The organism is Scytonema sp. UIC 10036, from assembly GCF_009725235.1.
The window spans coordinates 1-24,234 of record NZ_WJFC01000202.1 but is presented as its reverse complement, the minus strand read 5'-3'; the positions used below and the strand labels follow the sequence as shown (position 1 = coordinate 24,234).

Here is a 24,234-nt window from a genome sequence, read left to right as displayed (position 1 = left end):
GCCCCCTACTCCCTAATCCCTAATACCCATTACCTGCATCAAGAGCCATCTAACTACTGACATGACTGATTTTATACGTAAACGCGTTGTTGTAACTGGTGTTGGCGCGATTACACCGATTGGTAACACACCAGCTGAATATTGGGAAGGATTGATAACCGGGCGCAACGGTATTGGTGAAATTACCCTGTTTGACGCGTCTCGCCATGATTGTCGCATTGCTGGTGAGGTCAAGAATTTTGACCCCCATGAGTACATGGATCGCAAGGAAGCTAAGCGCATGGAGCGCTTTTCTCAATTGGGCGTAGCGGCTTCAAAACAGGCTCTTGCGGACGCGAAATTTGTTATTAATGACCTGAATGCAGAACAAGTAGGCATCATCATTGGTTCTGGTATTGGTGGTATCAAAGTGATGGAAGAGCAGCAAACAATCTATCTGAACCGTGGTCCAGATCGCTGTAGCCCATTTATGGTACCGATGATGATTGCTAATATGGCAGCAGGCTTGACAGCAATACACACTGGTGCTAAAGGACCTAACTCCTGTTCGGTCACAGCCTGTGCCGCCGGCTCAAATGCTATTGGCGATGCTTTTCGTTTGGTTCAGGGGGGATACGTCCAAGCCATGATTTGTGGGGGATGTGAAGCAGCAGTTACACCCTTATCTATGGCAGGATTTGCCTCAGCTAGAACGCTTTCTAAGCGGAATGATGACCCTTCTCGCGCTAGCCGTCCTTTTGATAAAGACCGCGATGGGTTTGTGATGGGTGAAGGTGCGGGCATTCTTATATTAGAAGAACTGCAGCACGCTTTAAGTCGCGGCGCTCGTATCTACGCAGAAATTGTTGGCTATGGCATGACCTGTGATGCATACCATATGACATCTCCAGTACCCGGTGGAGAAGGAGCAGCAAGAGCAATTCAACTGGCGTTGAAGGATGGAGGGCTGACCCCAGAACGCGTAAGTTATATCAACGCTCATGGCACGAGTACCCCAATAAACGACCCAACGGAAACTGCAGCAATCAAACTGGCTCTGGGTGACCATGCATACAAGGTAGCAGTCAGTTCTACGAAGTCCATGACAGGTCATCTGTTGGGTGGTTCGGGTGGTATTGAAGCAGTAGCAACAGTTCTGGCGATCGCCAACAACAGGATTCCACCAACAATCAATCTGGAAAACCCAGACGAAGGATGCGATCTAGATTACGTTCCCAACACCAGCCGCGCTGCTCATGTCGAAGTAGCACTATCCAACTCCTTTGGTTTTGGCGGTCACAACGTGACATTAGCCTTTAAAAAATACGACTAAAGTGGGAAATTTGAAATTTGGGAGTAAAGCCACAGAGCAAACAGCTCGATAGTGGCTTACTTTGGTTATAGGCTAACATATCCAAACATTCACGAGCAATTGCCCGCACTCAGAATGAAATATTTCTTCCCTACCCCCTATTCCCTAACCCCTAACCCCTAATTTCGTCGGTTCAGCAACCGATAATAATAGGAATGCGCCGTAAAATTAATTCAAAATCCATATCAAAAATCCCAAAATCTGACGCTTGTCCGTCAACAAGCACCAATGGGATGATACAGTTACCAGTCAACAGAGACTAGTTCCATTGGTAACCACTCGGTCACTGGTCACCAGTCACTGTTCACTGATTAGAGTGCTAACCCGTCGTAAAAACGAGAGATTATGGCTGTTGCAACCCAAACCCTCGAAGAACTTTGTATTAATTCAATCCGCTTTCTGGCAATTGATGCTGTCGAAAAGGCAAAGTCCGGTCACCCAGGGCTCCCTATGGGCGCAGCGCCCATGGCATTTGTTTTGTGGGACCGCTTTATGCGGTTTAACCCCAAAAATCCCAAGTGGTTTAATCGCGATCGCTTTGTCCTGTCGGCAGGTCATGGCTGTATGTTGCAGTATGCCCTACTCCATTTGACTGGTTACGACAGCGTAACAATTGACGATATCAAACAGTTCCGCCAGTGGGGTTCCAAAACTCCCGGTCACCCAGAAAACTTTGAAACAGAAGGGGTGGAAGTCACTACCGGACCTTTGGGACAGGGAATTGCCAATGCAGTTGGATTGGCGATCGCCGAAGCACATCTTGCCGGAAAGTTCAACAAACCCGATACCACACTTGTTGACCACTACACCTATGTAATTCTAGGTGACGGTTGTAACCAGGAAGGGGTTTCAGGCGAAGCTTGTTCCCTAGCCGGACACTTAGGATTGGGCAAGTTGATTGCTTTGTACGACGACAATCACATCTCCATCGACGGTTCAACTGATGTGTCTTTCACAGAAGATGTAAATAAGCGCTTTGAAGCTTACGGTTGGCACGTACAGCACGTTCAAGACGGTAACAACGACCTCGAAGCAATTGCCAAAGCCATTGAAGCCGCGAAAGCTGTTACCGATAAACCTTCCTTCATCAAAATCACCACCACCATCGGTTACGGTTCGCCCAACAAGCAAAACACTGCAGGCGTTCACGGTGCAGCCCTTGGTGGTGACGAAGTGAAACTCACCCGTGAAAACCTGGGTTGGGAACACGAACCCTTTGTCGTTCCAGAAGATGCCCTCAAGCACTTCCGCAAAGCAGTTGAGCGTGGTGCTCAACTAGAAACAGATTGGAACAAAATCTGGGCAGACTATAAATCCAAATACGCTGAAGATGCAGCCGAATTTGAGCGGTTGTTGAGTGGCAAACTCCCAGAAGGTTGGGAAAAAACACTACCTGTCTATAAAGCTGAAGATAAAGCAGTTGCTACCCGCAAAACTTCTGAAGTTACCCTAAATGCCCTTGCACCCGCTTTACCAGAGTTGATTGGTGGTTCTGCTGACCTCACCCACTCCAACTTAACCTACTTAAAAATATCCGGTGACTTCCAAAAAGGTCAATACCACAACCGCAACCTCCGTTTTGGAGTGCGCGAGCATGGTATGGGATCGATTTGTAACGGTATTGCCCTGCACGGTTCAGGATTAATTCCCTACTGTGCGACATTCCTTGTCTTTGCCGACTATATGCGAGCAGCAATTCGCTTGTCAGCACTGTCACAGGCGGGGGTCATTTATGTTATGACTCACGACTCCCTAGCTTTAGGAGAAGATGGTCCTACCCACCAACCAGTAGAAACCCTAGCTTCCTTGCGAGCAATTCCCAATCTCATCGTCTATCGGCCCGCAGATGGAAACGAAACCTCCGGTGCTTACAAAGTAGCAGTTGAACAAGCAAATCAACACCGTCCTACCCTACTTGCTTTCTCCCGGCAAAACTTACCTCAGTTACCAGGAAGCAGTATTGAAAAAGCAGCCAAGGGTGGTTATATCGTTGATGGAGATGAGAACGAAACACCCGATATTATCCTCATCGGTACTGGTAGCGAAGTACACCTTTGCGTCGAAGCTGCTCAGAAACTGAGAGAAGCAGGTAAAAAAGTTCGTGTTGTCTCCCTGCCTTCCTGGGAAATCTTTGAAGAGCAACCAGCAGACTACCGGGAATCCGTACTACCCAAAGCTGTTACCAAGCGGTTAATTGTAGAAGCTGCTTCTAGCTTCGGTTGGCAGCGTTACTTTGGTAGTGAAGGCGCGATGATTAGTGTTGAACGTTTTGGTGTTTCCGCTCCTGGTGGCGTTGCTATGGAGAAATTTGGCTATACAGTTGATAACGTGTTGGCTAAAGCAAAAGAATTGTTGGGTTAATTGACAACAGTTTATTTTCTTAATTTTTCTAAGGGTAGGCAATGCCTGCCCTTTTTTTACCAACATCCCATTTTGTGGTCTCCAAGATTAACTGCAAATTTTTCAAAAATTATTTAAAATTTTTAATATACTAGCTAAGCCTGTGTAAAGCAAACCCGGAGCAGAGATTGTGAGCGATATAGTAAAAGCGACTATTTCTGAAGAAATCTTTGCAGGCGGTGGAGAAATGGGGCAAGTGATGCGATCGCTCGACTGGTCGCAAACGCTTTTAGGTCCTGTATCTCAATGGGCACAAAGTTTGAAAACTGCTGTGGGCATTATACTACACTCTCGCTACCCAATGTTCGTTTGGTGGGGAGCAGAGTATGCTACCGTCTATAACGATGCTTACCGTCCAATCCTCGGTGCAACCAAGCACCCCCAATTTCTGGGACAGTCTGCCAAGGATTGCTGGGCTGAAGTTTGGGATGTTGTCGGTCCGTTAGCTGATAGCGTTTTAACCACAGGTGAACCTACGTGGTCAGACGATTTATTGCTGATAATGGATCGTTATGGTTATTTAGAAGAAACATATTTTACCTTCTCCTACAGCCCAATTCGGGATGAAAGTGGTGGAGTTGGAGGAGTCTTTTGTGCTGTCATTGAAACAACGGCACGGGTTATTGGAGAACGTCGTCTGAGAACATTACGAGAACTAGCATCCAATGCAGCACAAGCAAAGACTGTTCTTGAGGCTTGTAACATCGTAGGAGAAACGCTAGGTAAAAATTCAGCTGATATTCCCTTTGCCTTACTATATTGTTTAGAAGCAGAAGGCAAACAAGCAAGGCTGGTGAGAACTGCGGGTATAGAGGCGCTCACTCCTGCAAGTCCCGATCGCGTGGACTTGACTCAAGAAACAGATGCATATAATTTAACAAAAGTCAACCGCACAAATACAGCAGAGATTATTCACGATTTAACGGCTCGATTTGGGACACTTCCCATAACATCCCAGGTAGAACCCCCGTCCAAAGCAATAGTCATGCCCATCACTCAATCAGGAAAGCAACAACTAGCTGGATTGCTAGTGCTGGGTATCAGTCTCCGACGTGCATTTGATGATGAGTACCAAGGGTTCTTTGATTTAGTTGTCACCAATATTTCTACCGCAATTGCCAATGCCGATGCTTATGAAGCAGAACGCAAACGTGCTGAGGCGTTGGTAGAGTTAGATAAAGCAAAGACAGTCTTCTTCAGTAATATCAGCCATGAGTTTCGTACTCCACTAACGCTCATGCTGAGTCCCTTAGAAGAGACTTTAGCCAATCCAACAGGACCGAATCCTAGCGATCGCTCTACACTAGAAATTGCCCATCGCAATGCCTTGCGCTTGCTGAAACTGGTTAACACTCTGCTGGATTTCTCTCGTATTGAAGCAGGGCGCATGGAAGCAGTTTATGAACCAACCGACTTAGCAATGCTCACTGCGGATCTAGCAGGAGTCTTCCGTTCAGCCATTGAAAGTGCGGGGATGCAGTTGTTAGTAAACTGTCCTCCCCTTCCTGAAAGAATATACGTTGACCGGGAAATGTGGGAGAAGATTGTCTCAAATTTGCTCTCCAACGCCTTCAAATTCACTTTTGCGGGAAAAATTATCGTTGAACTGCGCTATTGTAGCAATCGCATTGAGTTAGAAGTGCGGGACACTGGTATAGGTATTCCAGCCACCGAATTGCCTCAGATATTTGAGCGGTTTCATCGAGTGCAAGGAGCTAGGGGACGGACTTATGAGGGTTCGGGCATTGGTTTATCATTAGTTCGAGAACTCGTACACCTGCATGGGGGTACGATTAACGTGAGTAGCGTTGTCGATAAAGAGACTAGCTTTATTGTATCAATTCCTACAGGATGCTCTCACTTACCGCAAGAACGTATTGGAGCAAAATCTACACTAGCATCTACAGCAGATTCCTACGTTGAAAGAGAATTTCCCTGGCTACCCGACGAGAAGTCCGGAAGCGAAGGAGGGAGAGAGCAAGAGAAATTCCCTGACTCTGTGACTCTCTCACCCTCTCACTCCTCTTCTGCGCGTATCTTGTTGGTTGATGATAACGCTGATATGCGCCAGTATATGAAGCGTTTGTTGAGCAAACAATATGAAGTGCAAGCGGTAGCCGATGGGGTAGCTGCTTTAGCTTCTGTTCATCAGCAACTCCCCGATCTTGTCATAACAGATGTGATGATGCCGAAACTAGACGGTTTTGGGTTGTTAGGCGAACTACGGGCTAACCCAAAAACAAGAGCCTTGCCCATCATTCTGCTATCTGCTCGTGCTGGAGAAGAATCCCGTGTAGAAGGATTAGAAGCAGGCGCAGACGATTATTTAATCAAGCCCTTCTCCGCCCGTGAATTGTTGGCTCGCGTTGAGGCAAATCTCAAGATGGCTCAAATGCGACAACGCTACCGCTCGTTGGTAGAAGCTACCTCGTCGATTGTCTGGGTTGCCGATGGTTCTGGCACTATTTTATCAGCACCAGCTTGGGGAACATTCACCGGACAAACGGAACAGCAATACCTGGGCTGGGGTTGGCTTAATGCGGTTCATCCAGATGACTGTCAACCTACACTCCAAATCTGGACTGACGCACTCCAGAAGAAGACTTCTTGGGAATGTGAGTATCGTTTGTTACATCAAAGCGGGCAGTATCGCTATGTTTATGTACGCGGCATACCCATCTTAGACACTACTGGTCATGTACGAGAATGGATTGGCACAGTCACTGATATCAGCGATCGCAAAAAAGCTGAGGAGCACTTAAGATTAGCCAACGAGCGGTTTGAGTTGGCGGCGACAGCGGTTAACTGTCTGATTTATGACTGGGACATTGAGCGAGATGTTGTGACAAGAACTGACGGGTTAACCAAAATTTTGGGTTATTCCTTGGCAGAAGCTGAACCAACGTCCAAGTGGTGGTGCGAACTCGTCCATCCAGAGGATTTACAGAGGGTACGAAACGAAGCAGCAATTGTCTTGACAAAGAGCGATCGCTATACCTGTGAATATCGAGTACTCAACAAAGACAAGCAGTATATTTATGTAGTGGATTGTGGCATCGTTGCTGCACGAGATGTTGACGGACAGCCAATCCGGATAGTAGGCAGTACGGTAAATATCACAGAACGCAAGCAGGCAGAGTCAGAACGCGCTCAACTACTTGAGCGAGAGCAGCAACACACGCGTCGTCTGCAAAAACTAACAGAAGCATCCATCGTCATTAATTCCACGTCATCACTGAATGAAAGATTGCAATTGATTACAGAGAAAGCTCGTGAAATTATTGAAGCGCATCAGTCGGTTACTAGCATGACAGTAGATGAAAACTGGGCACAAGCAATCCACACAATTTCCATGTCAGACAAATACGCCCAGTGGCAAGATTACACAACAAAACCAGATGGAGCGGGCATCTATGCATTAGTTTGTCGCATGCAACGTCCAATACGGATGACTCAGGCTGAATTAGAAGCACATCCGGCTTGGCGCGGATTTGGTAAAGAAGCAGCCAACCATCCACCGATGAGGGGTTGGTTAGCTGCACCCTTCACTAGCCGGAACGGCAAAAACATCGGTCTCATCCAACTTTCTGACAAATGTTCTGGCGAGTTTACCCAAGAGGATGAAGCCATTCTGGTACAACTGGCGCAGATGGCATCAGCCGCAATTGACAATGCCCAACTTTATGAGGAATCTCAACAAGCTAATCGAGTCAAGGATGAGTTTTTAGCAATTTTATCTCATGAATTGCGTTCCCCACTCAACCCCATTTTGGGCTGGGCAAAACTTCTGCAAAGCCGCAAACTCGATAACCAGAAAACGGCTGAAGCCCTAGCAAGTATCGAGCGTAATGCTAAGTTGCAAATCGAACTCATTGACGATTTGTTAGATGTTTCCCGGATTTTACGTGGCAAGTTGAGCTTGAATATTTCTCATGTGAGATTGAGTCCTATTATTGAAGCAGCATTAGAGACAGTACGTTTAGCTGCGATCGCGAAATCAATTCAGATTAAGACGGTCTTAGAACCGAATTCTAGAAGCAGAGACTGCCCGAATCAACTACGAGTTGCTGGCGATCCCAACCGATTACAGCAAGTGATTTGGAATTTACTTTCCAATGCCATCAAATTTACTCCTAATGGTGGATGCGTAGAAATCAGATTAGAACAGGTCGGAGACTCAGTGAAAATTCAAGTCAGTGACAATGGCAAAGGCATTAGCCCACAGTTTCTGCCCCATGTCTTTGACTACTTCCGACAAGCCGATGCATCTACAACTCGAACACAAGGCGGGCTGGGGTTGGGGTTAGCCATTGTGCGACACCTAGTAGAGTTACACGGCGGTACCGTCACTGCAGCTAGTCCAGGGCTTGGACAGGGGGCAACTTTTGCAGTTATGCTGCCGATGCTGAACGTTGAGCCAGAAATAAAAGAGGATAAGCCAACAGACAGCGAACCCGATTTGACAGGAGTGCGCGTCTTAGTTGTAGAGGATATTGTTGACTCCCGCGAATTTCTAGTTTTTGTACTCCAACAGTATGGAGCGATCGCGATGGCAACTGCATCAGCCTGGGAAGCTTTTGAAGCGCTGCAACAATTTCAGCCAGATGTAGTTGTCAGCGACATTGGTATGCCAGGTGAAGATGGATATACTTTAATTCGTAAAATTAGAGAACTTGCTCCAGAACAGGGAGGTACAACTCCAGCGATCGCATTGACAGCCTACGCTAAAGACGAAGATCGCAATAAAGCACTTTCAGCAGGTTTTCAAGAGCATCTTTCCAAGCCGATAGAACCAGCAGAATTAGCATCCACCATCGCCAGCCTTCTTACATCAGAAAATCGATCTACAGAAAAATAAAGAATTAATTAGTGTCACTAGCCACTGGTGAATAAGTAAAGGGGGACAAGGGAATATAGCCCCGTGCAAGCCATTCCCTCATCTCCCACCTCTCCAAGATTCCCTCTCTTACATGGGCAGATAAAGAGCAGTAAACTACAGCACTTAGCGAACATCCAGTCCGAATAGTGAGTGGATGCGTTCGGGTTGCATATTGTTTACAGAGCCACAATATACGACACTTTACCTGCCCGTGTCGCTCTCCTACAGTTGAGTTTTTCCCCATACTAAGTGTTGGGTTTTGACCTGAACTTTTGGTTAGGTATTATTGATACACAAAGAGTTCGAGCCATTACTTAGCTCGCTTGAATACCAGACTCAATACTGCGTAGGTTTTGCATAAAAATACGAAATTACGTAGGTTGGGGAGCCAGCCCTGGTAGCGAAGCGTGGCGCGAATGCGCCATAGGAGGGTTTCCCTCCGCACCTTTACTGGCGTTTGAGGAACGAAACCCAACATTTCTTAGCATTTGTTGGGTTTCGCATTATTTCCCAAAACCTACGTAGTATTGATACCGGACTTCTCTCTCGATCCGGTGTCTCTAGCACAGAATGCAGCACAGCAGGTTCTGCAGAGCGTGCAGATTGTCACAGGAGGCGGAGCCTCTACTGAGGCATTCCCAGGCGGAGCCTGGGAACGAGATGGGAGATAATGCTTACTATATACAAAATATTACGTAGATAAAGGATATATTCTATATAAGACTCATTATCTTTTAACAATTCATTTAAAAATGAGTAGTTCACGAAAGATTAACAATTCCGCGTTTGAGCGCAATAAGAACTGCTTGAGTTCGGTCATTGACACCTAATTTGCTCAAAATATTGTTGATATGGAACTTAACAGTACTTTCAGAAATCCGCAGGGCAGCACTAATATCTTGGTTGCTCTGACCAACTGCCATTAAGCGAAGGACTTGCGTCTCGCGATCGCTCAGTTCTGGGTTACTCATCCTTTCTGCCAGTTTAGCACCCACTGTAGGCTGAAGGTACTTTTGGTTGCTAGCAACAGTACGAATAGCCGTTAAAAGTTCATCAGGTTCAGCATCCTTCAGCAAATAACCCTTTGCGCCCGCCCGCAAGCCGCGATAAATATCTTCATCACCATCAAAGGTTGTCAGTACAATAATTCTGGCATCATCAAACTCACTACAAATCACATCAATAGCAGCAACACCTCCCATTCTAGGCATCCGTAAATCCATAAGGGTAATATCGGGTTGATACTCGCGAAACATTTCTATAGCAGAATATCCATCATTAGCCTGTGCGGATCGCTACCATATCTGGCTCTCGTTCAAATCCATCGCCGCCAAGCCCTGGCGTACCAACAGGATGATCGTCAGCAATCAGGACGCGGAATAAGATTGGGACTGAAACTGAGATTTTTAGACATTTTTGTTGGTTGTTAGTTGTTAGTTGTTAGTTGTTAGTTGTTGTTGTTAGTTGTTGTTGGTTGTTGGTGTTGGTTTGGTTGTTGTTTAGTTTGTTGGTTGTTAGTTGTTTGGTTTTTAGTTGTTGGTTGTTTGGTTGTTGGTTGTTGTTGTTTAATAAAGAAAACCCACTAACACTTAACCACTAAAACCACTAACCCACTAACCACCACTTAACCACTAAACCACTATACCCACTTACCACTACCACAACTCTTTGTACCCTCTTTCCGAATGACTTCGTATCGGTCAAGTGTTGCCCCCAATGTGTTGAGCTCGTTCTCTCATTCCTAAAAGTCCATAACTATTATTTACAGATGCGCTGTCTGTATCAAATCCCCGTCCATCATCTTTAATTTTTAGAAGACACCGTGTTTGTTCGTATATCATTTCAACTCGAATTTCACTTGCTTTTGCATATTTTACCGCATTTGTCAATGCTTCTTGTGCAATTCGCAGGAGATTATTTTCTATATCTGTTCGTAGAGAATAAACTTCACCTGTTACTTCGCAAATAATACGAGTGTTGGAATAAGAATGCATCTGCATTGTTAGGCGGTTGAGAGCACTACATAAATCTCCATCCTCCAACAACTGCGGTCGCAGTGCCTCTACTGAACGACGTGCTTCTGTCAAACCTCTACGTGCTAAATCGCGTACTGTCTTGATATGTTCTTTGGCTTCCTCTGAAGCACCTTCCATCACTCGTGAAGCTGCTCCCAAATGAACGAGAATACCTGTGAAAGCTTGTGCTAGGGTATCATGAATTTCTCTTGCCATACGGTTGCGTTCTTCAAGAACAGATGCGTCTTCAGCTTGCTTGCGCTCGGTAATGTCTTGCCCTATACCTACAATCGTATCGTGATTCAATCGAATGTTTGCCCAGGAAGTATCGACATAATTTCCCCAGCGATTTCTAAGTTTAAAGTCTTGCCACCTTCCAGTAGCTGCTATCATATGTTCTAAAACTAAGGTACGAATGTTAGAATCGGGAAACAATTCTTCCAGTATATTAATTTGATGAATTTCTTCTTGAGATATCCCTAAGAGACGTTGGAACTCTCGATTTACTAGATGAAATCTACCTTCATTATCATAAAGAGTCAACATAACAGGAATGTGGTCAAAAATAGTTTGTAAAAGTTCTTTTTGCTCCCGCAGTGCTTCTTCTATTCGCTTGCGTTCTTCAAGTTCTGCTGTTAGCTTTAAATTTTGCTCTAAAAGTTCTTTGGAAAGCCGCCTAAGACGCAATTGATTTTCTACTCTAGCTAAAACTTCTTGCGATTCAAAAGGTTTGATGATATAGTCTACTCCACCTAAAGAAAAGGCTTTTACCTTGTCAAATATTTCGTGTAAAGCACTGATAAAAATGATGGGGATATCTTGTGTTCGAGGAGAAGCTTTTAAGCGATTGCACACTTCATAACCATCCATTCCCGGCATCATAATATCTAGTAAAATGAGATCGGGTAAATTCGATTGAATAAACCTTAGAGCTAATTTACTACTTGGGGCTGGGTGTACTTTGTAACCAGATTTTGATAGAATACTACTTAAAAGGTTTAGGTTATCGGGTGTATCATCAACAATCAAAATAGTTCCTTTCTCTAATAAATTTGTCACCGCATTCATTGTGATTTTCTAAAAAAGTTGAAAAAATATGTTATGATTATTATGATTCATCTAGTGTCAGGATGATTGAATGAAATCCAACAACTTCTCGTACTGAAAATTACGAGCCAAAGTATCTAGGACTTGGGATAAGGAAGGATTAAATTCAGAAACGAGATGAATAAATTTCTGGATCGACTCTACATCTAAAGCAAGGAGCGAACCATGCAAATTAGTAACTAAATTTTTAGGTAAGCTATCAATAGCGTTTTTGGTCAAAACATTAGCTTCATTTGTAACTGTTCGGTTTGTTTTGGATGAGTTAGTACTTTCATCATACACATAAGAAACACCAAGGTGTTTGTGTATAGCTTCAAAAATGTCTTCTAATTGAAAAGGTTTTCGGATAAAATCATCACAGCCTGTAGAGAGAAAAAGCTCTCCCTTGTCTTCAAAAATATCAGTGCTTAAGGCAATAATTTTAGTGGTGAACGAAGAATTTTGCTGCTGTTCTATAAAACGAATCCTTTGGATGGCGTCAATTCCATTTGAAACAGGCATTGGCAAAGTCATAAAAATCAAGTGTGGTTTCCAATCGTTCCACATTGCGATCGCTTCAGGTGGATTGCTGGCTTCTTGTAATTCAAAATTTAAGGGAGAGAGCAATTTCATCAACAATTGGCGGTTGTCTCGATGATTATCCACCACTAAAATGCGATACTGTGGTTGATTGGGAGCAACTGCGATGATGCGACGAGTTGCTTGTTGGTTATTAAGAGGCGCAGTTTTAACAACGCGGGTAGGAAGGTAAAATTGAAAGGTACTACCACAGCCGACACAAGAACTGACACTTATGTCGCCACCCATTAACTGTACTAAGGAGCGTACAATAGTTAATCCCAAGCCCGTTCCTTCTGAAAATTCTTGTCCTGTAGTCGTTTGGACAAAAGGTTCAAAAATATTGTCTAACTCACTTTCAGCAATACCGCAACCAGTGTCGGAAATTTCAAAATGTAAGGAATAAGGAGCGAGTATCCGTTCTTCGCCTCTAACATAAAGGGTGACTCCACCTGTCGAAGTAAATTTTAGGGCATTAGAGAGTAAATTTATCAAAATCTGTCGCAATTTGACTTCATCACCACGCACGTATCTTGGTACTTCTTGTTCGCGATGAAATAATAACTCTAACCCTTTATCATCTGCTATTAGCTGAAACATATTTTTCAAATCATCAAGCAGTTGATGTAAATCGAATTTATTTTCATTGACAGTTGTTCTTCCTGCGTCAATTTTCGATAAATCTAAAACTTGGTTAATTAACGTCAGCAGGTGTTCGCCGTTACGAACGATCGCCTGCACGTTTTCTTGGTGTTCTGGGAATAAGTCATTGGAACGGCTCATCAATTTTGCAAAACCCAGAATGGCGTTGAGTGGCGATCGCAATTCATGGCTCATATTTGCCAAAAACGCACTTTTAGCCCGGTTTGCTGCTTGTGCTGCTTCTTCAGCACGTCTGCGTTCTACAATTTCTTGTTGTAGTGCCAAAGTGTATTGTGCTGCTTGCATACTGAAATTATTGTCTAAATACATACGTTCTACCAATTGATTTTGATGAATTAATAGTGTTCAATTTTAAATTGACAAAACAAACATTATATGCATCAAAATTCATTCATTGCGAGCGGTAGGAGCTTCAGTCAAAAGACATAGCCCCTACTCTCAAGTAGTTGTACGCAACATAAGCTTATGCACTTTTGGTTAGGTCAGAGCTAGCAATTTTGTCAGTTCATACCTGTACTTAAGTCTAGGTACTAGTAGTCCGTCAAGCCAAAATTGACGGACTACTAGGGGTTAGAGGTTAGGGAAAAGGGATTTTCACGATCGCGACAGAATTTTTTGATTGAGATTGCCTTCTTAAGGTAGCCATTCCAAAACTACACCTACACGGCTGTCTTTCTCCTCTTTAGAATTTTGAAACTGAATATCTGTAGACAGCCGAAAGTCATGAGTCACAGCATAACTGACTGACAAAGTTGTTAAGCCTACTTCTTCACTAGTACGCGGGGCGACCCAACTTTGGGTCAAAGAAATATCTGCTGCACCACCACGAGACAACACGAAAAGCAGCTTGACTCCTAAATTCACGCCATTTGTTAAGTAGCTATCTGTTTCTAAGTGTCGGTAACCTGCAAGGGCTGCAATATTGATATAGCTTCCTAAAGGACGCAGATAGTAACGTAAATCTCCTCCGTAAGTCTCGCGCTGACCGTTAAATGTTGTTTGGTACTCACCACTCACCGTTAAGCGACTGCGACCGATCGAGACATCTTCAACACCAAGATTTAGCCCAAATGCTTCGTCTGTAGAAGGAAAGTATGACAAGCCAAACCTGATTCTTGTTGGAAAACTGGGGTCATTTTTGATTTCCTCCAATAAGTTGGGGACTTGACGCTGCCAGCGTTGCAATACTGGGCTATTCTTAATAATCTCTGGTTTTATATCTAAATCTTGGGCAGCTTTTGAAGGAGTTTCACACCAACCAGGGGTGGTTGTGAGAAGGAAGTTGAGGCTCAAACCAAAACAAATTCTTTTAACCCCCCATTTTTGCCATTGTTTGGGGGGCAATAGACTATGCTTTTTGCATTTGTGGTCGATCAACCTGTGTACCTAAGGTGTTGGGGATGTGGTGGGTGATGGCGTTGGGCTACTTGTGGGTGTAGCAGTGGGAGATGTTGTTGGCGTTGGGGACGCATTTTCTGTAGGTGCGGGAGTAGTGGAAGTCGATCGCGATGCTGGTTTTTTGGGAGATGACGAAGATGAATTGGTTGGTGGTTTAGAGTTGGTAGAACTTGATTTTGAGCGTTGCTGCTGGTAATAGCTCGTTACTTTTTTAACGTAATCACCTGTAAATCCACTATTGCAACCCGTATAATTACCAGTCATCCACCAACAAGCCACACTACGCACGGCAGCAGTTTCATTACCCGTTGCGGAATACTGCTTGTTCAGTTCACGGGTTGTAATACATGAGACAACTTGACGTGCTAGATTGGCATCATTCTCAAACTGTGTCGGTGTGACTTCTTTTTTTAGACAATTTTTTGACCAACCTCTGAGAGTTTCTGGTTTGACTTGCCAATCACTGTAATATCCATCATTTTTACTACCAGTTTTAGGTGCAGCAAGTCTCAGGGCTTCCACCATCGCCGCAACTTGGGCGTTAGATACTTGTTGCTTTGTTTGAGCAAAAGCAGATTCTGGAATCACTAGCGAAGATAATCCCAAGCTGAGAGTTATTCCAACTAGCCGCGATAAGCCGGGTACGGCTTGCGCTAAGAGCGATCGCATTTCATTGTTCCTCACAAACACAAACTTCTCAAGGATAAAGGATAAAGGATGAAGGATAAAGTAGAAATGTCTCTACAGATTGAAGAATTTAACCTTTTATCGTTTGTAGTTGCGCTGTCTTCGCATACATTCAAACTACATACGTACTATAAGTGTTTATTCAAACATGGTACTATGGTTATGTTTGTCATAATTTATACTTATTCAGCATTTTTAGGTGCTTATGTACGGGTGCAAGAGTATTAGCGGCGATCGCTCCACTTGCAGCCACTGCGGGTAAACCGATACCGGGAAAGGTGGAGTCTCCACAGCACAACAACCCTGCTAGAGGTGTACCCGAGCCGGGAAAAAACCCTTTTCCTGCTGGAATTGCCGGACCATAAGAACCTCTATGACGGCGCAAATAGCGTTCGTGAGTTATGGGTGTGCCAACAAGTGTCACTTCAAGGCGCGAGCGCACATCTGGAATAACTCGTTCCAACGCTTGCCACATAACTTCTGCACGTACTTGCTTTTGCTTGGCATATTCCTCACTCTTTCTGTCCATTCCCTGCCAAACAGAATAGGGTTCGCTACCGGGAGTATAAGCGTGAATAACGTGCTTTCCTGGTGGTGCTAGTGATGGGTCTAATACTGATGGAATTGATATCAGTACAACATTTTGAGGCGCAGTGACACCAAGATTCCAATCTTTAACAAACAAGTAGTGGCAGGCAAGATCGGAACGCAATCCTCGTGCATCTATACCTAAGTGTAGGTGCATAAAGCTCTCACATTCAGGTGTACTTGCTCGTTGTTCCTGAAACTGTTTTGGCACTGCTCCAGTAGGAAGCAACTTGAGTGTATCCCAAACAGATGCATTTGAGACCACTGCTCGACGTGCCATTATTTTTTTACCATCACGCGATAAGCCGGGTACGGCTTGCGCTGAGCGCGAACGTACACCCACAGCACGATTATTTTCCACCAGAATTTCTTCGACATGAGTGTTTAACATCAGCTCACCCCCATGCCGTTTCAGTCCCCTCACAAGTGCATCTACCAAAGCACCACTGCCACCTATGGGGTAATCAAGCATCACACCAGGGCGATACCAATCAGCAAACATAAACGCCACCTCAGCTGCACTGGTACCACTTGCTGGCAATCCTGAGAGAAGAAAACACAGCAAGTCCAGCCAATTGCGCGTAAAGGGATCTTTGATAACACTGTCCATAATTGGACTAAAAGCTCCCATAAGCTTGGGGAAACTGGCAATATGCTGAAACAAAGACGGAGCAAAGGAACCTACAGTCAACACTGCACCGATATCCAAGCGGAGAGCTGCTGGTGACATTGCAGTTGCAGCACGTCCGAGGGGTGCCATCACTTGCTGTAACTCCCGCCATTCAGCTACAGCTTTCTCACCACGCAATCTTAATAAAACTTCACAAAATTGGTCACCTCCTACTGAGGTATCAAAATCTCCTTCTGGCAGACAACATCCCCAAGTATCGTATGTTACAAAATTTAAATCTTCACCAATTGCGTCCAGTACTTGTCTGAGAGGATTGGGTGAAGGGCTGTAAGACAATCCAGAATACAGAGAAGGACCTGAGTCAAACTTGTAACCATTACGTTCAAAACTGTGTGCGGCTCCTCCAGGGATTGAGTGGCTCTCACAAACCACAACATCAAAGCCATATTTTGCTAGAAGAGCAGTACAGCTTAAACCACCGATGCCGCTACCAATTACGATTACATCCGTCACGCGATCGCTAGTCATTAATATTACCTAAAAAAAGTTTGCAAAATTACATGAAGTACAGTTAAATTATTGCTAGTTGTTTTGAGGACAGATCGTGCGTAAACTGTCAGTAACTCTTCTCCTCATCCTGGGGTCTAGTGTATTTTTTGCTACTACAACACGTGCTTCTGAAAAGCTCCCCCTGACTACTTTAGATCTGCGCGACCACCAAATTACCATCAATAGTACTCCTAATGGATTTGCATATACGGTGAGATCTTCAGACGGTACCATACTTGATGCTCAACTGAATGATACTCAACTACAGGCAAAATATCCTGATATTTATGATGCTGTGCGCCCCGCAATGGCAGATGGTAAGGGAACAAATGACGTAAAAGTTTGGGGTGGAACTCAGCACGTTCCAGCCAATGCTCTACCAAAATAGTCGAAGGGGCGGACAATTTGCCCACACTGTGGAGGGGGATTGGGCATTGGGCATTGGCCATTGGGGAGTAGTTAATGCGTCATAGATACTTAGTTTACTTGCGACGATTTTTACTAGCAGGAATTAGTTTCTTACTACTACCACTGCTATTTTATGGATGGTTATGTCTTCAACGCCCACCCCAAACAAATTTGGAGCAAGCTCTCTTTGATGGAATAGTTTACAAGCGTATTGCTAGTTCCATACCACGTCCAGTTATGACGCATATCGTCACAATAGACTTAACAACGCCAGGGATTAAAGCACTTGTCACTCCCGGAGTAAAAACTTTAGATGATGGTGAAACTAGAGCACAAACAACTTCAGAATTTCTCAGCAAGTTTAAGCTGCAATTAGCAGTTAATGCCAGTTACTTCCATAATTTCTACGAAAAAACTCCTTGGGATTATTATCCCCACAGTGGCGATGTTGTCAATCCCATTGGTGAGGCTATTTCTAATGGTATCCGTTATTCCCAACCTGAAAAATACTGGTTTGTGTTATGCATCTCAACTACCAATGGCGCTCGGATTTTGAAAAGTGAAAAGTGCCCTGAAGGAACAGCACAAGGCGTTGCGGGTAGTCAGATTTTAGTTGATCGCGGTCAGTCAGCTATTTCTGACCTAGGTAATGACAAACCTTATCCGCGAGTTGCAGTTGCTGTGAATCGAGAAGGGACAGAACTTTGGCTAATTGCTGTTGATGGCAAACAATTATTCTACAGCGAAGGCGTTGCGATCGCCGAGCTAACAAAGATTATCCTAGATTTGGGTGCTTACACTGCATTGAATATAGATGGGGGCGGTTCAACAACACTAGTCATGGCAACAGATGGAAAACCAAAAGTTTTAAATGCTCCGATTCATACGAGAGTACCCATGCGCGAACGTCCAGTTGCCAATCACTTGGGATTCTACACTCTCCCGATTAAAAAACCCCTCTCCCGTGCAGAGAGGAGTTAGAATAGGTTCAGGAATCGCAACCTAAGGACTCACGAGTGGGTACACCTGTTTTAGGATTTACTCCAGTTGCGTTCGCACAAAGCTTTTTTACTTCTAAACGATCTAAAACTGCATTACTAAAATCAGCACCTGTGACGTCAACATTATCAAAAACAGAGCGCAACATCATTGCGTTTGTAAAAACTCCCTCACTTAAATCAGCACCTTTAAAGTCTGATAGATAAGCTATGCCATCGGTAAAATCAACACCGTGGAGATTCGCTCCCCGCAACAATGATGCGTTAAAAACTCCACCACGGAGATCGGCATTGCTAAAATTTGCGTTTTCCAGTTTGAGACTAGTGTACTCTTGCCCAATCAAGCTTTGGTTTGAAAAATCTTTACCACTTAGCTGATTGCTTGTGGCACGACTGATACTGGAAGAACTTGCTGCATATGCTGACAGGGGAGACAACAAAAGAACCATAGCCAAGACTAACCCAGCTAGTGCTTGCCAATACCTCATAATGCTAACTTCATAAATCGCAACATCTCTATTAAACAATATTAAGAACCCTAATTCAATCGCGTGCAGCATTTAAACCTAACATTCTTCACACAATTGCTAAACTCTAACATTAGAGGGAAAGGTACTAACCATAAACAGTGGTTTCCCATCTCCATAAAGGTTGCTGCCAACAAAGCTGGGATTACCCAGCGCAGGAAATAATTAATTTATTGTCCTGAATTTGGAAAGCCAGATTTACTAGTGGTTTGATAAGGTTATTAATTGCTCTAACAGTCCCTGGGAAATACCCAATCCATCATACTGATAGTCAAGCACTCTCAAAAATATCTCAAGTTTACTATCAAAAGAAGAATTGCAAACTATGTGGCAAGAATCAGCACAGAATGATATTTTAGAATTTGATGATTTTGCAAATTTTCAAGAGCGGAAATTTTCTTGCTCAATGACGTGAGAAGAAGCAACGCTATACATATGCGGGTATTTTACCTATATGGATTCGAAATGCTCCGCCAAGGTGCGGTATAACAGCAATACAGTGACAAAACGAGCAAATATGCTTTGTCAATGTATAATTCATATCACTGCTTGTAGTGTAGGAGTGATTTTTGGATAAGCAGTAAGCGATCGCATACCAGTGCTAAGACTTCCGTACCTTAGTCTCCTAGCATTTCGGTGATATTCCTGAGTCGTTTACTATACCAAAACGGTCGCTTCAAACACTTTTACAAGCAAAACAAAACTTGGGAAGCAATCCCAAGTTTATCATTAAAAAAAACGTGCTTACTTATAGTTATGACATCAAAAGAAGCGAGCAGCGACAAAAAAGTTGAAATTTCTTCTGCTAAACCAGAAACTACGGTTGAACAAACGCCAGAGCCTGCGCCCGAAGAATCCACAGCCCCAAAGGCAGAGCAAAAGCCCACTTCTAAGGCAGAGCAAAAGCCCACTTCTAAGGCAGAGCAAAAGCCCACTTCTAAGGCAGAGCAAAAGCCCACTTCTAAGGCAGAGCAAAAGCCCACTTCTAAGGCAGAGCAAAAGCCCGCTCCAGAAGCAGAGCAAAAGCCCGCTCCAGAAGCAGAGCAAAAGCCCGCTCCAGAAGCAGAGCAAAAGCCCACTCCTGAGGAGCCTGGTGCTATCTTTCAAGCAGTTGGTGTCATCACAGGCAAGGTTAAGTTTGGAGAGGCGAACAACAATACCATTACTATTGGTACTAAGGAATACCCACTGTTCTATGCCCCGCGCAAACAGAAAGCTTTTGATGCACTCAAGAAAGAGATAGAAGCAAGTGGCGAATCTACCCAAAGGGTTGTTGTTTATCCAAGGTTTACTCATTTTCCCGGTAGGGACGTACCGCCGAATGTTGGCTTCCAACTCGTCGGCTTTGACAAAGGACGCCATGAAGAGGTGATTTCAGAAGAACTCGCTGATATGGAGTTTAAACTTTGCGGATTGTGGCAGTTTATTCCTGTTTGTCGCACACCATGTATCTCCGTTTTCAAGAATTTTACTAAAGAACGACTGGAGCACATTAAACAATCGGAACCAGCCAAAAAAGTAAAATACATGAAAGCCAGTCATTTACCTTTGTTCTGGCGAGACGCATTGGTACCACCTTTTAGGTTTAATCCCAAAGCATCAAAAGAAGAGCAAGGTAAACCAGTTTTTGTTCAAATTAAGGCAAAGTTTGTGCCACATCGGGACGCTTTTGAATTTGACTCATTACTGGGATTGCCACTGGAGAAACCACCAAAGTTCCTCAAAGCTAGTAAAGATGACAAAGCAACAGCGATCGCAGAAAAAAGAGCAGCGCTAAAAGCAGCGGGTAAGGACCCTGGTCCCGGCCCGTCAAAAGGAAAACCACCTTTTAAAGGCAAGCCCAAAGGAAAGTTTCCAGGCAAACCTCAGGGTAGTCCTGAAGGTGGTCCTCAGAGCAAACCGCAGGGCACTCCTGAAGGTGGTCCTCAGAGCAAACCGCAGGGTAGTTCTGAAGGTATTCCTCAGGGTAAACCTCAGGGCAGTTCTGAAGGAAAACCAAAGGATTTACCAAAGCCCAAGCCAAAGCCAAAGCCACAACAGCCCTAGGTTAGGTTAAGCAATAGAGACGCGCCATGGCGCGTCTTTACATATCTAAAAATTTTGCTTCTCAAATTCAATAAACAACGGGTTAAAAATTATTTTTCAACCAAAAAGGCGCGAAAATATGTAGGAGTGTAACGATATATTGTGATCCACTCTACTAAAACAACCCGTGGCTAATCAAGAAGAAATCGCCCTGTCTTTAGCGAGAACACCTTTATTTGTTATTGCCCAAGAACTGAAAGCAAGATTAACTAGCTTTGGTGGTTGGGAAATGCCCGTACAGTATACAGGTATTACAAAAGAGCATGAAGCAGTGAGAAATGCAGCAGGAATGTTTGATATTTCCCACATGGGTAAGTTTATCCTGCAAGGCAAAAACCTCATCACCCAACTCCAGCATTTAGTTCCTTCAGACTTAAGCCGTTTGCAACCCGGTCAAGCACAATATACTGTCTTATTAAACCCTCAAGGTGGTATTATAGACGACATTATTGTTTACTACCAAAGTGAAGATCCAACTGGGGGACAACGGGGAGCGATAATAGTCAATGCTGCCACCACCAGCAAAGATAAAACATGGCTGCTGCAACACCTAAATTTAGATGAGCTTGTTTTCCAAGATCTTTCACCCGAAAAAGTCTTAATTGCCGTGCAAGGACCGCAAGCTGTGAGTTTGCTGCGATTGTTTGTTGACAAAGACATTACCCAAGTCAAGGCATTTGGACACTTAGAGGCAACAGTATTCGGTAAGACCGCATTCCTTGCCCGCACTGGTTACACGGGGGAAGATGGATTTGAAGTCATGCTAGATCCAGATGCTGGAGTAGAGTTGTGGCGCAGTCTGCTGAACGCTGGTGTTATTCCTTGCGGATTGGGTGCAAGAGATACCCTTCGCCTTGAGGCTGCAATGGCACTTTACGGACAAGATATTGATGACACCACCACCCCTTTAGAAGCTGGTTTGGGCTGGCTGGTACATCTTGATAAAAAAGAAGACTTTATTGGTCGCTCAGTTTTAGAACAGCAAAAAGCGAACGGAGTGCAACGCCGATTAGTTGCTTTGCGAATGCAAGGACGTAACATAGCCCGTCACGGATATCAAGTACTTTCTCAAGGGGCAGTTGTTGGAGAAATTACAAGTGGTACACTATCACCTACACTTGGCTATCCTATTGCTCTTGCCTATGTTCCAACTAAACTCGCCACAGTCGGTCAGCAACTAGAAGTAGAAATTCGAGGTAAAGCCCACCCTGGGGTAGTTGTTAAGAAACCTTTTTACCGTTCAAAAAATCGCTAATTGCTAATTGCTAATTGCTAATTGCTAATTGCTAATTGTGTCTTTACTATGAGCTATTAGCCATTAGCCATTAGCTATGAGCTATTAGTCATTATCTGTGTTAATTTTTTGATGTGGATGAGGAAGTGATATGTCTTTGGAATATCCCGATAATTTAAGATACCTAGATACCCATGAATACGTGCGCCTTGATGGAGATATTGCCACCATTGGCATTACTGCCTTTGCTGTGGAGCAATTAGGGGATGTTGTGTTTTTGGAGCTACCAGAAACTGGTGATACTGTGACCAAAGGAGAAAGCTTTGGCTCAATCGAGTCAGTGAAAGCTGTTGAATCCTTGAATTCACCAGTGAGTGGCACAGTGGTGGAACGCAATGACGCTTTAATTGACTCTCCCGAACAAGTGGCAGATGATCCTTACGGAGATGGTTGGTTGCTAAAAGTCCGTGCTGACGATCCTGATGATATTGATGATGCATTGACTGCAGAGGAGTACAGCGCCCAGGTGGAAGGGTAGACTAGGGGTAGGGGGTAGGGAGTAGGGAGTAGGGTAGGGAGTAGGGAGTAGTAACAACTAAGAAGTATTCAAGATTAATCAATCTTTGATACAACATAGTTCAGTTTCCTCTAACCCCTAACCCTAACCCCTACTCCCTACCCCTATCCAGAAATTTCGTTACAATTCGATAAATTAATCACACATACATGACGCGTTAAATCTACTTGTTGCAAAATATTAAGTATCGCGTCTAGAGAGAAATTTGTGATAAACTACGAGTCTCGTGTTGAGTTAACTCTTAAACAACCGTTGAAGAACAAAAGTGAGAGATTGAGCTTTCAAGCAAGGCACATTGGACCGTCATCCAATGAAATTCAGCAAATGCTTGAAGTCTTGGGTTACAGCACCCTTGACAAGCTAATTGACAAAACCGTTCCACAAGGAATCCGGTTATCTCGCCCGTTAAAGTTGCCAGAAGCAAAAACTGAGTACGCAGCCCTCGCTACTTTAAAAGAAATAGCCTCAAAAAATCAAGTTTTCCGTTCATTCATCGGTATGGGGTACTATGACTGTATTACACCTCCGGTAATTCAGCGGAATATCCTGGAAAACCCTGGTTGGTATACTGCCTATACTCCCTATCAACCTGAAATTGCTCAAGGACGGCTAGAAGCACTGCTGAATTTCCAAACAATGATTATTGATTTAACTGGTTTGGAAATTGCCAATGCTTCATTACTCGATGAAGCAACAGCAGCAGCAGAAGCTATGAGTATGAGCTATGGTGTTTGCAAAAGTAAAGCAAATAGTTATTTTGTTTCTCAGGACTGCCATCCCCAAACTATAGATGTGTTGCAAACACGGGCAAATCCTTTGGGAATTAAGATTGTTGTGGGAGACCATCAAACCTTTGATTTTTCTGAACCCATTTTTGGAGCAATTCTTCAATACCCTGCGACTGATGGTACAATCTACGACTACCGCGCTTTTGTAGAAAAAGCCCATGCTGAGGGAGCATTGGTGACGGTAGCCGCAGATCCATTAAGTCTGGTTTTACTGACACCTCCTGGTGAATTTGGTGCTGATATCGCTATAGGCAGCACCCAGCGTTTTGGTATTCCTCTGGGTTATGGGGGTCCTCATGCTGCTTACTTTGCTACTAAAGAAGAGTACAAGCGGCAAGTTCCAGGAAGAATTGTTGGTGTATCAAAGGATGTTCGGGGTAAACCTGCATTGCGTCTTGCTTTACAAACGAGAGAACAGCATATCCGTCGTGAAAAAGCTACCAGTAATATCTGTACGGCACAAGTGTTGCTAGCAGTGATGGCAGGTATGTATGCTGTGTATCACGGTGCGAGTGGGTTAAAAAAAATTGCTGAGAATGTCCACCAAATGACTGTGATGCTGGCGGAAGGTTTGAAGCAGTTGGGTTACAGCATTTCAAACGAGTCTTTCTTTGATACTGTGCGTGTCAATTTAGGAGAACGCAGTTTAGAGGAGATTTTAGCCGCTGGTGAAGCACAACGTATGAACATACGTATTTTTGACAGAGGTAGTGTTGGTATATCTTTAGACGAAAGAACTACGGTAAAAGATTTAATTGACCTCTGGAAAATATTTTCAGCTAAGGATGTCT

General features: G+C 44.1%; 15 protein-coding genes and 2 pseudogenes. 10 read left to right on the top strand and 7 right to left on the bottom strand.

Annotated features, from left to right (window positions below; genetic code table 11):
• Positions 1-61 precede the first annotated feature (61 nt).
• The 4 genes from fabF to F7734_RS49985 all read left to right on the top strand — a co-directional run bounded on the left by fabF (position 62) and on the right by F7734_RS49985 (position 9,301).
• Positions 62-1,312 (top strand): beta-ketoacyl-ACP synthase II, encoded by a 1,251-nt coding sequence (fabF, locus tag F7734_RS50000; RefSeq protein ID WP_155751748.1) that lies wholly within the window; start codon positions 62-64, stop codon positions 1,310-1,312.
• Positions 1,313-1,696: 384 nt separating this feature from the next.
• Positions 1,697-3,712: a transketolase gene (gene tkt, locus F7734_RS49995; protein WP_155751747.1), complete on the top strand. Its 2,016-nt coding sequence runs from the start codon at positions 1,697-1,699 to the stop codon at positions 3,710-3,712.
• A gap of 169 nt (positions 3,713-3,881) precedes the next feature.
• Entirely contained in the window at positions 3,882-8,609 is a 4,728-nt protein-coding gene (locus tag F7734_RS49990) for an ATP-binding protein (RefSeq protein WP_347566422.1), read from the top strand.
• 512 nt (positions 8,610-9,121) lie between these two features.
• Positions 9,122-9,301: a hypothetical protein gene (locus F7734_RS49985; RefSeq protein ID WP_155751746.1), complete on the top strand. Its 180-nt coding sequence runs from the start codon at positions 9,122-9,124 to the stop codon at positions 9,299-9,301.
• Between the two features lie 90 nt (positions 9,302-9,391).
• On the opposite strand, the pseudogene F7734_RS49980 reads toward F7734_RS49985, so the two are convergent.
• The 6 genes and pseudogenes from F7734_RS49980 to F7734_RS49955 form a co-directional block, all read right to left on the bottom strand.
• Positions 9,392-10,034, bottom strand: a pseudogene (locus F7734_RS49980) (response regulator transcription factor).
• Between the two features lie 296 nt (positions 10,035-10,330).
• Positions 10,331-11,713, bottom strand: coding sequence for a response regulator (locus F7734_RS49975; protein ID WP_155751745.1), 1,383 nt, complete (start codon positions 11,711-11,713; stop codon positions 10,331-10,333).
• A gap of 57 nt (positions 11,714-11,770) precedes the next feature.
• Positions 11,771-13,282, bottom strand: coding sequence for an ATP-binding protein (locus F7734_RS49970; protein ID WP_155751744.1), 1,512 nt, complete (start codon positions 13,280-13,282; stop codon positions 11,771-11,773).
• Between the two features lie 324 nt (positions 13,283-13,606).
• Complete coding sequence (locus tag F7734_RS49965; protein WP_207714399.1) at positions 13,607-14,266, bottom strand: hypothetical protein; 660 nt, start codon at positions 14,264-14,266, stop codon at positions 13,607-13,609.
• 279 nt (positions 14,267-14,545) lie between these two features.
• Positions 14,546-15,040 (bottom strand): annotated as a pseudogene (locus F7734_RS49960) (hypothetical protein); the annotation flags it as partial.
• A gap of 187 nt (positions 15,041-15,227) precedes the next feature.
• Positions 15,228-16,805 (bottom strand): NAD(P)/FAD-dependent oxidoreductase, encoded by a 1,578-nt coding sequence (locus F7734_RS49955; RefSeq protein WP_155751742.1) that lies wholly within the window; start codon positions 16,803-16,805, stop codon positions 15,228-15,230.
• A 76-nt stretch (positions 16,806-16,881) separates the two neighbouring features.
• Between F7734_RS49955 and F7734_RS49950 the strand changes: the two genes are divergently transcribed.
• Together F7734_RS49950 and F7734_RS49945 are read left to right on the top strand one after the other, a co-directional pair.
• Positions 16,882-17,214, top strand: coding sequence for a hypothetical protein (locus F7734_RS49950; RefSeq protein ID WP_166482648.1), 333 nt, complete (start codon positions 16,882-16,884; stop codon positions 17,212-17,214).
• A 74-nt stretch (positions 17,215-17,288) separates the two neighbouring features.
• Positions 17,289-18,215 (top strand): phosphodiester glycosidase family protein, encoded by a 927-nt coding sequence (locus F7734_RS49945; protein WP_207714398.1) that lies wholly within the window; start codon positions 17,289-17,291, stop codon positions 18,213-18,215.
• A 7-nt stretch (positions 18,216-18,222) separates the two neighbouring features.
• Here F7734_RS49945 and F7734_RS49940 read toward each other — a convergent pair whose 3' ends face one another.
• The gene (locus F7734_RS49940; RefSeq protein ID WP_155751741.1) at positions 18,223-18,720 is read right to left on the bottom strand and encodes a pentapeptide repeat-containing protein; all 498 of its coding nucleotides are present in this window, start codon (positions 18,718-18,720) and stop codon (positions 18,223-18,225) included.
• A gap of 795 nt (positions 18,721-19,515) precedes the next feature.
• On the opposite strand from F7734_RS49940, the gene F7734_RS62565 reads away from it, so the two are divergent.
• The 4 genes from F7734_RS62565 to gcvPA all read left to right on the top strand — a co-directional run.
• Positions 19,516-20,805 carry a hypothetical protein gene (locus F7734_RS62565; RefSeq protein WP_207714397.1) on the top strand — a complete coding sequence of 430 codons (1,290 nt, stop codon included), beginning with the start codon at positions 19,516-19,518 and terminating at the stop codon, positions 20,803-20,805.
• 166 nt (positions 20,806-20,971) lie between these two features.
• Positions 20,972-22,099, top strand: coding sequence for a glycine cleavage system aminomethyltransferase GcvT (gene gcvT, locus F7734_RS49930; RefSeq protein ID WP_166482647.1), 1,128 nt, complete (start codon positions 20,972-20,974; stop codon positions 22,097-22,099).
• Between the two features lie 130 nt (positions 22,100-22,229).
• On the top strand, positions 22,230-22,616 hold the full coding sequence (gene gcvH / locus F7734_RS49925; RefSeq protein WP_155751740.1) for a glycine cleavage system protein GcvH: 387 nt from the start codon (positions 22,230-22,232) through the stop codon (positions 22,614-22,616).
• Positions 22,617-22,907: 291 nt separating this feature from the next.
• Positions 22,908-24,234, top strand: a 1,327-nt coding sequence (gcvPA, locus tag F7734_RS49920; RefSeq protein ID WP_155751749.1) for an aminomethyl-transferring glycine dehydrogenase subunit GcvPA, incomplete at its 3' end; no start/stop codon positions are given.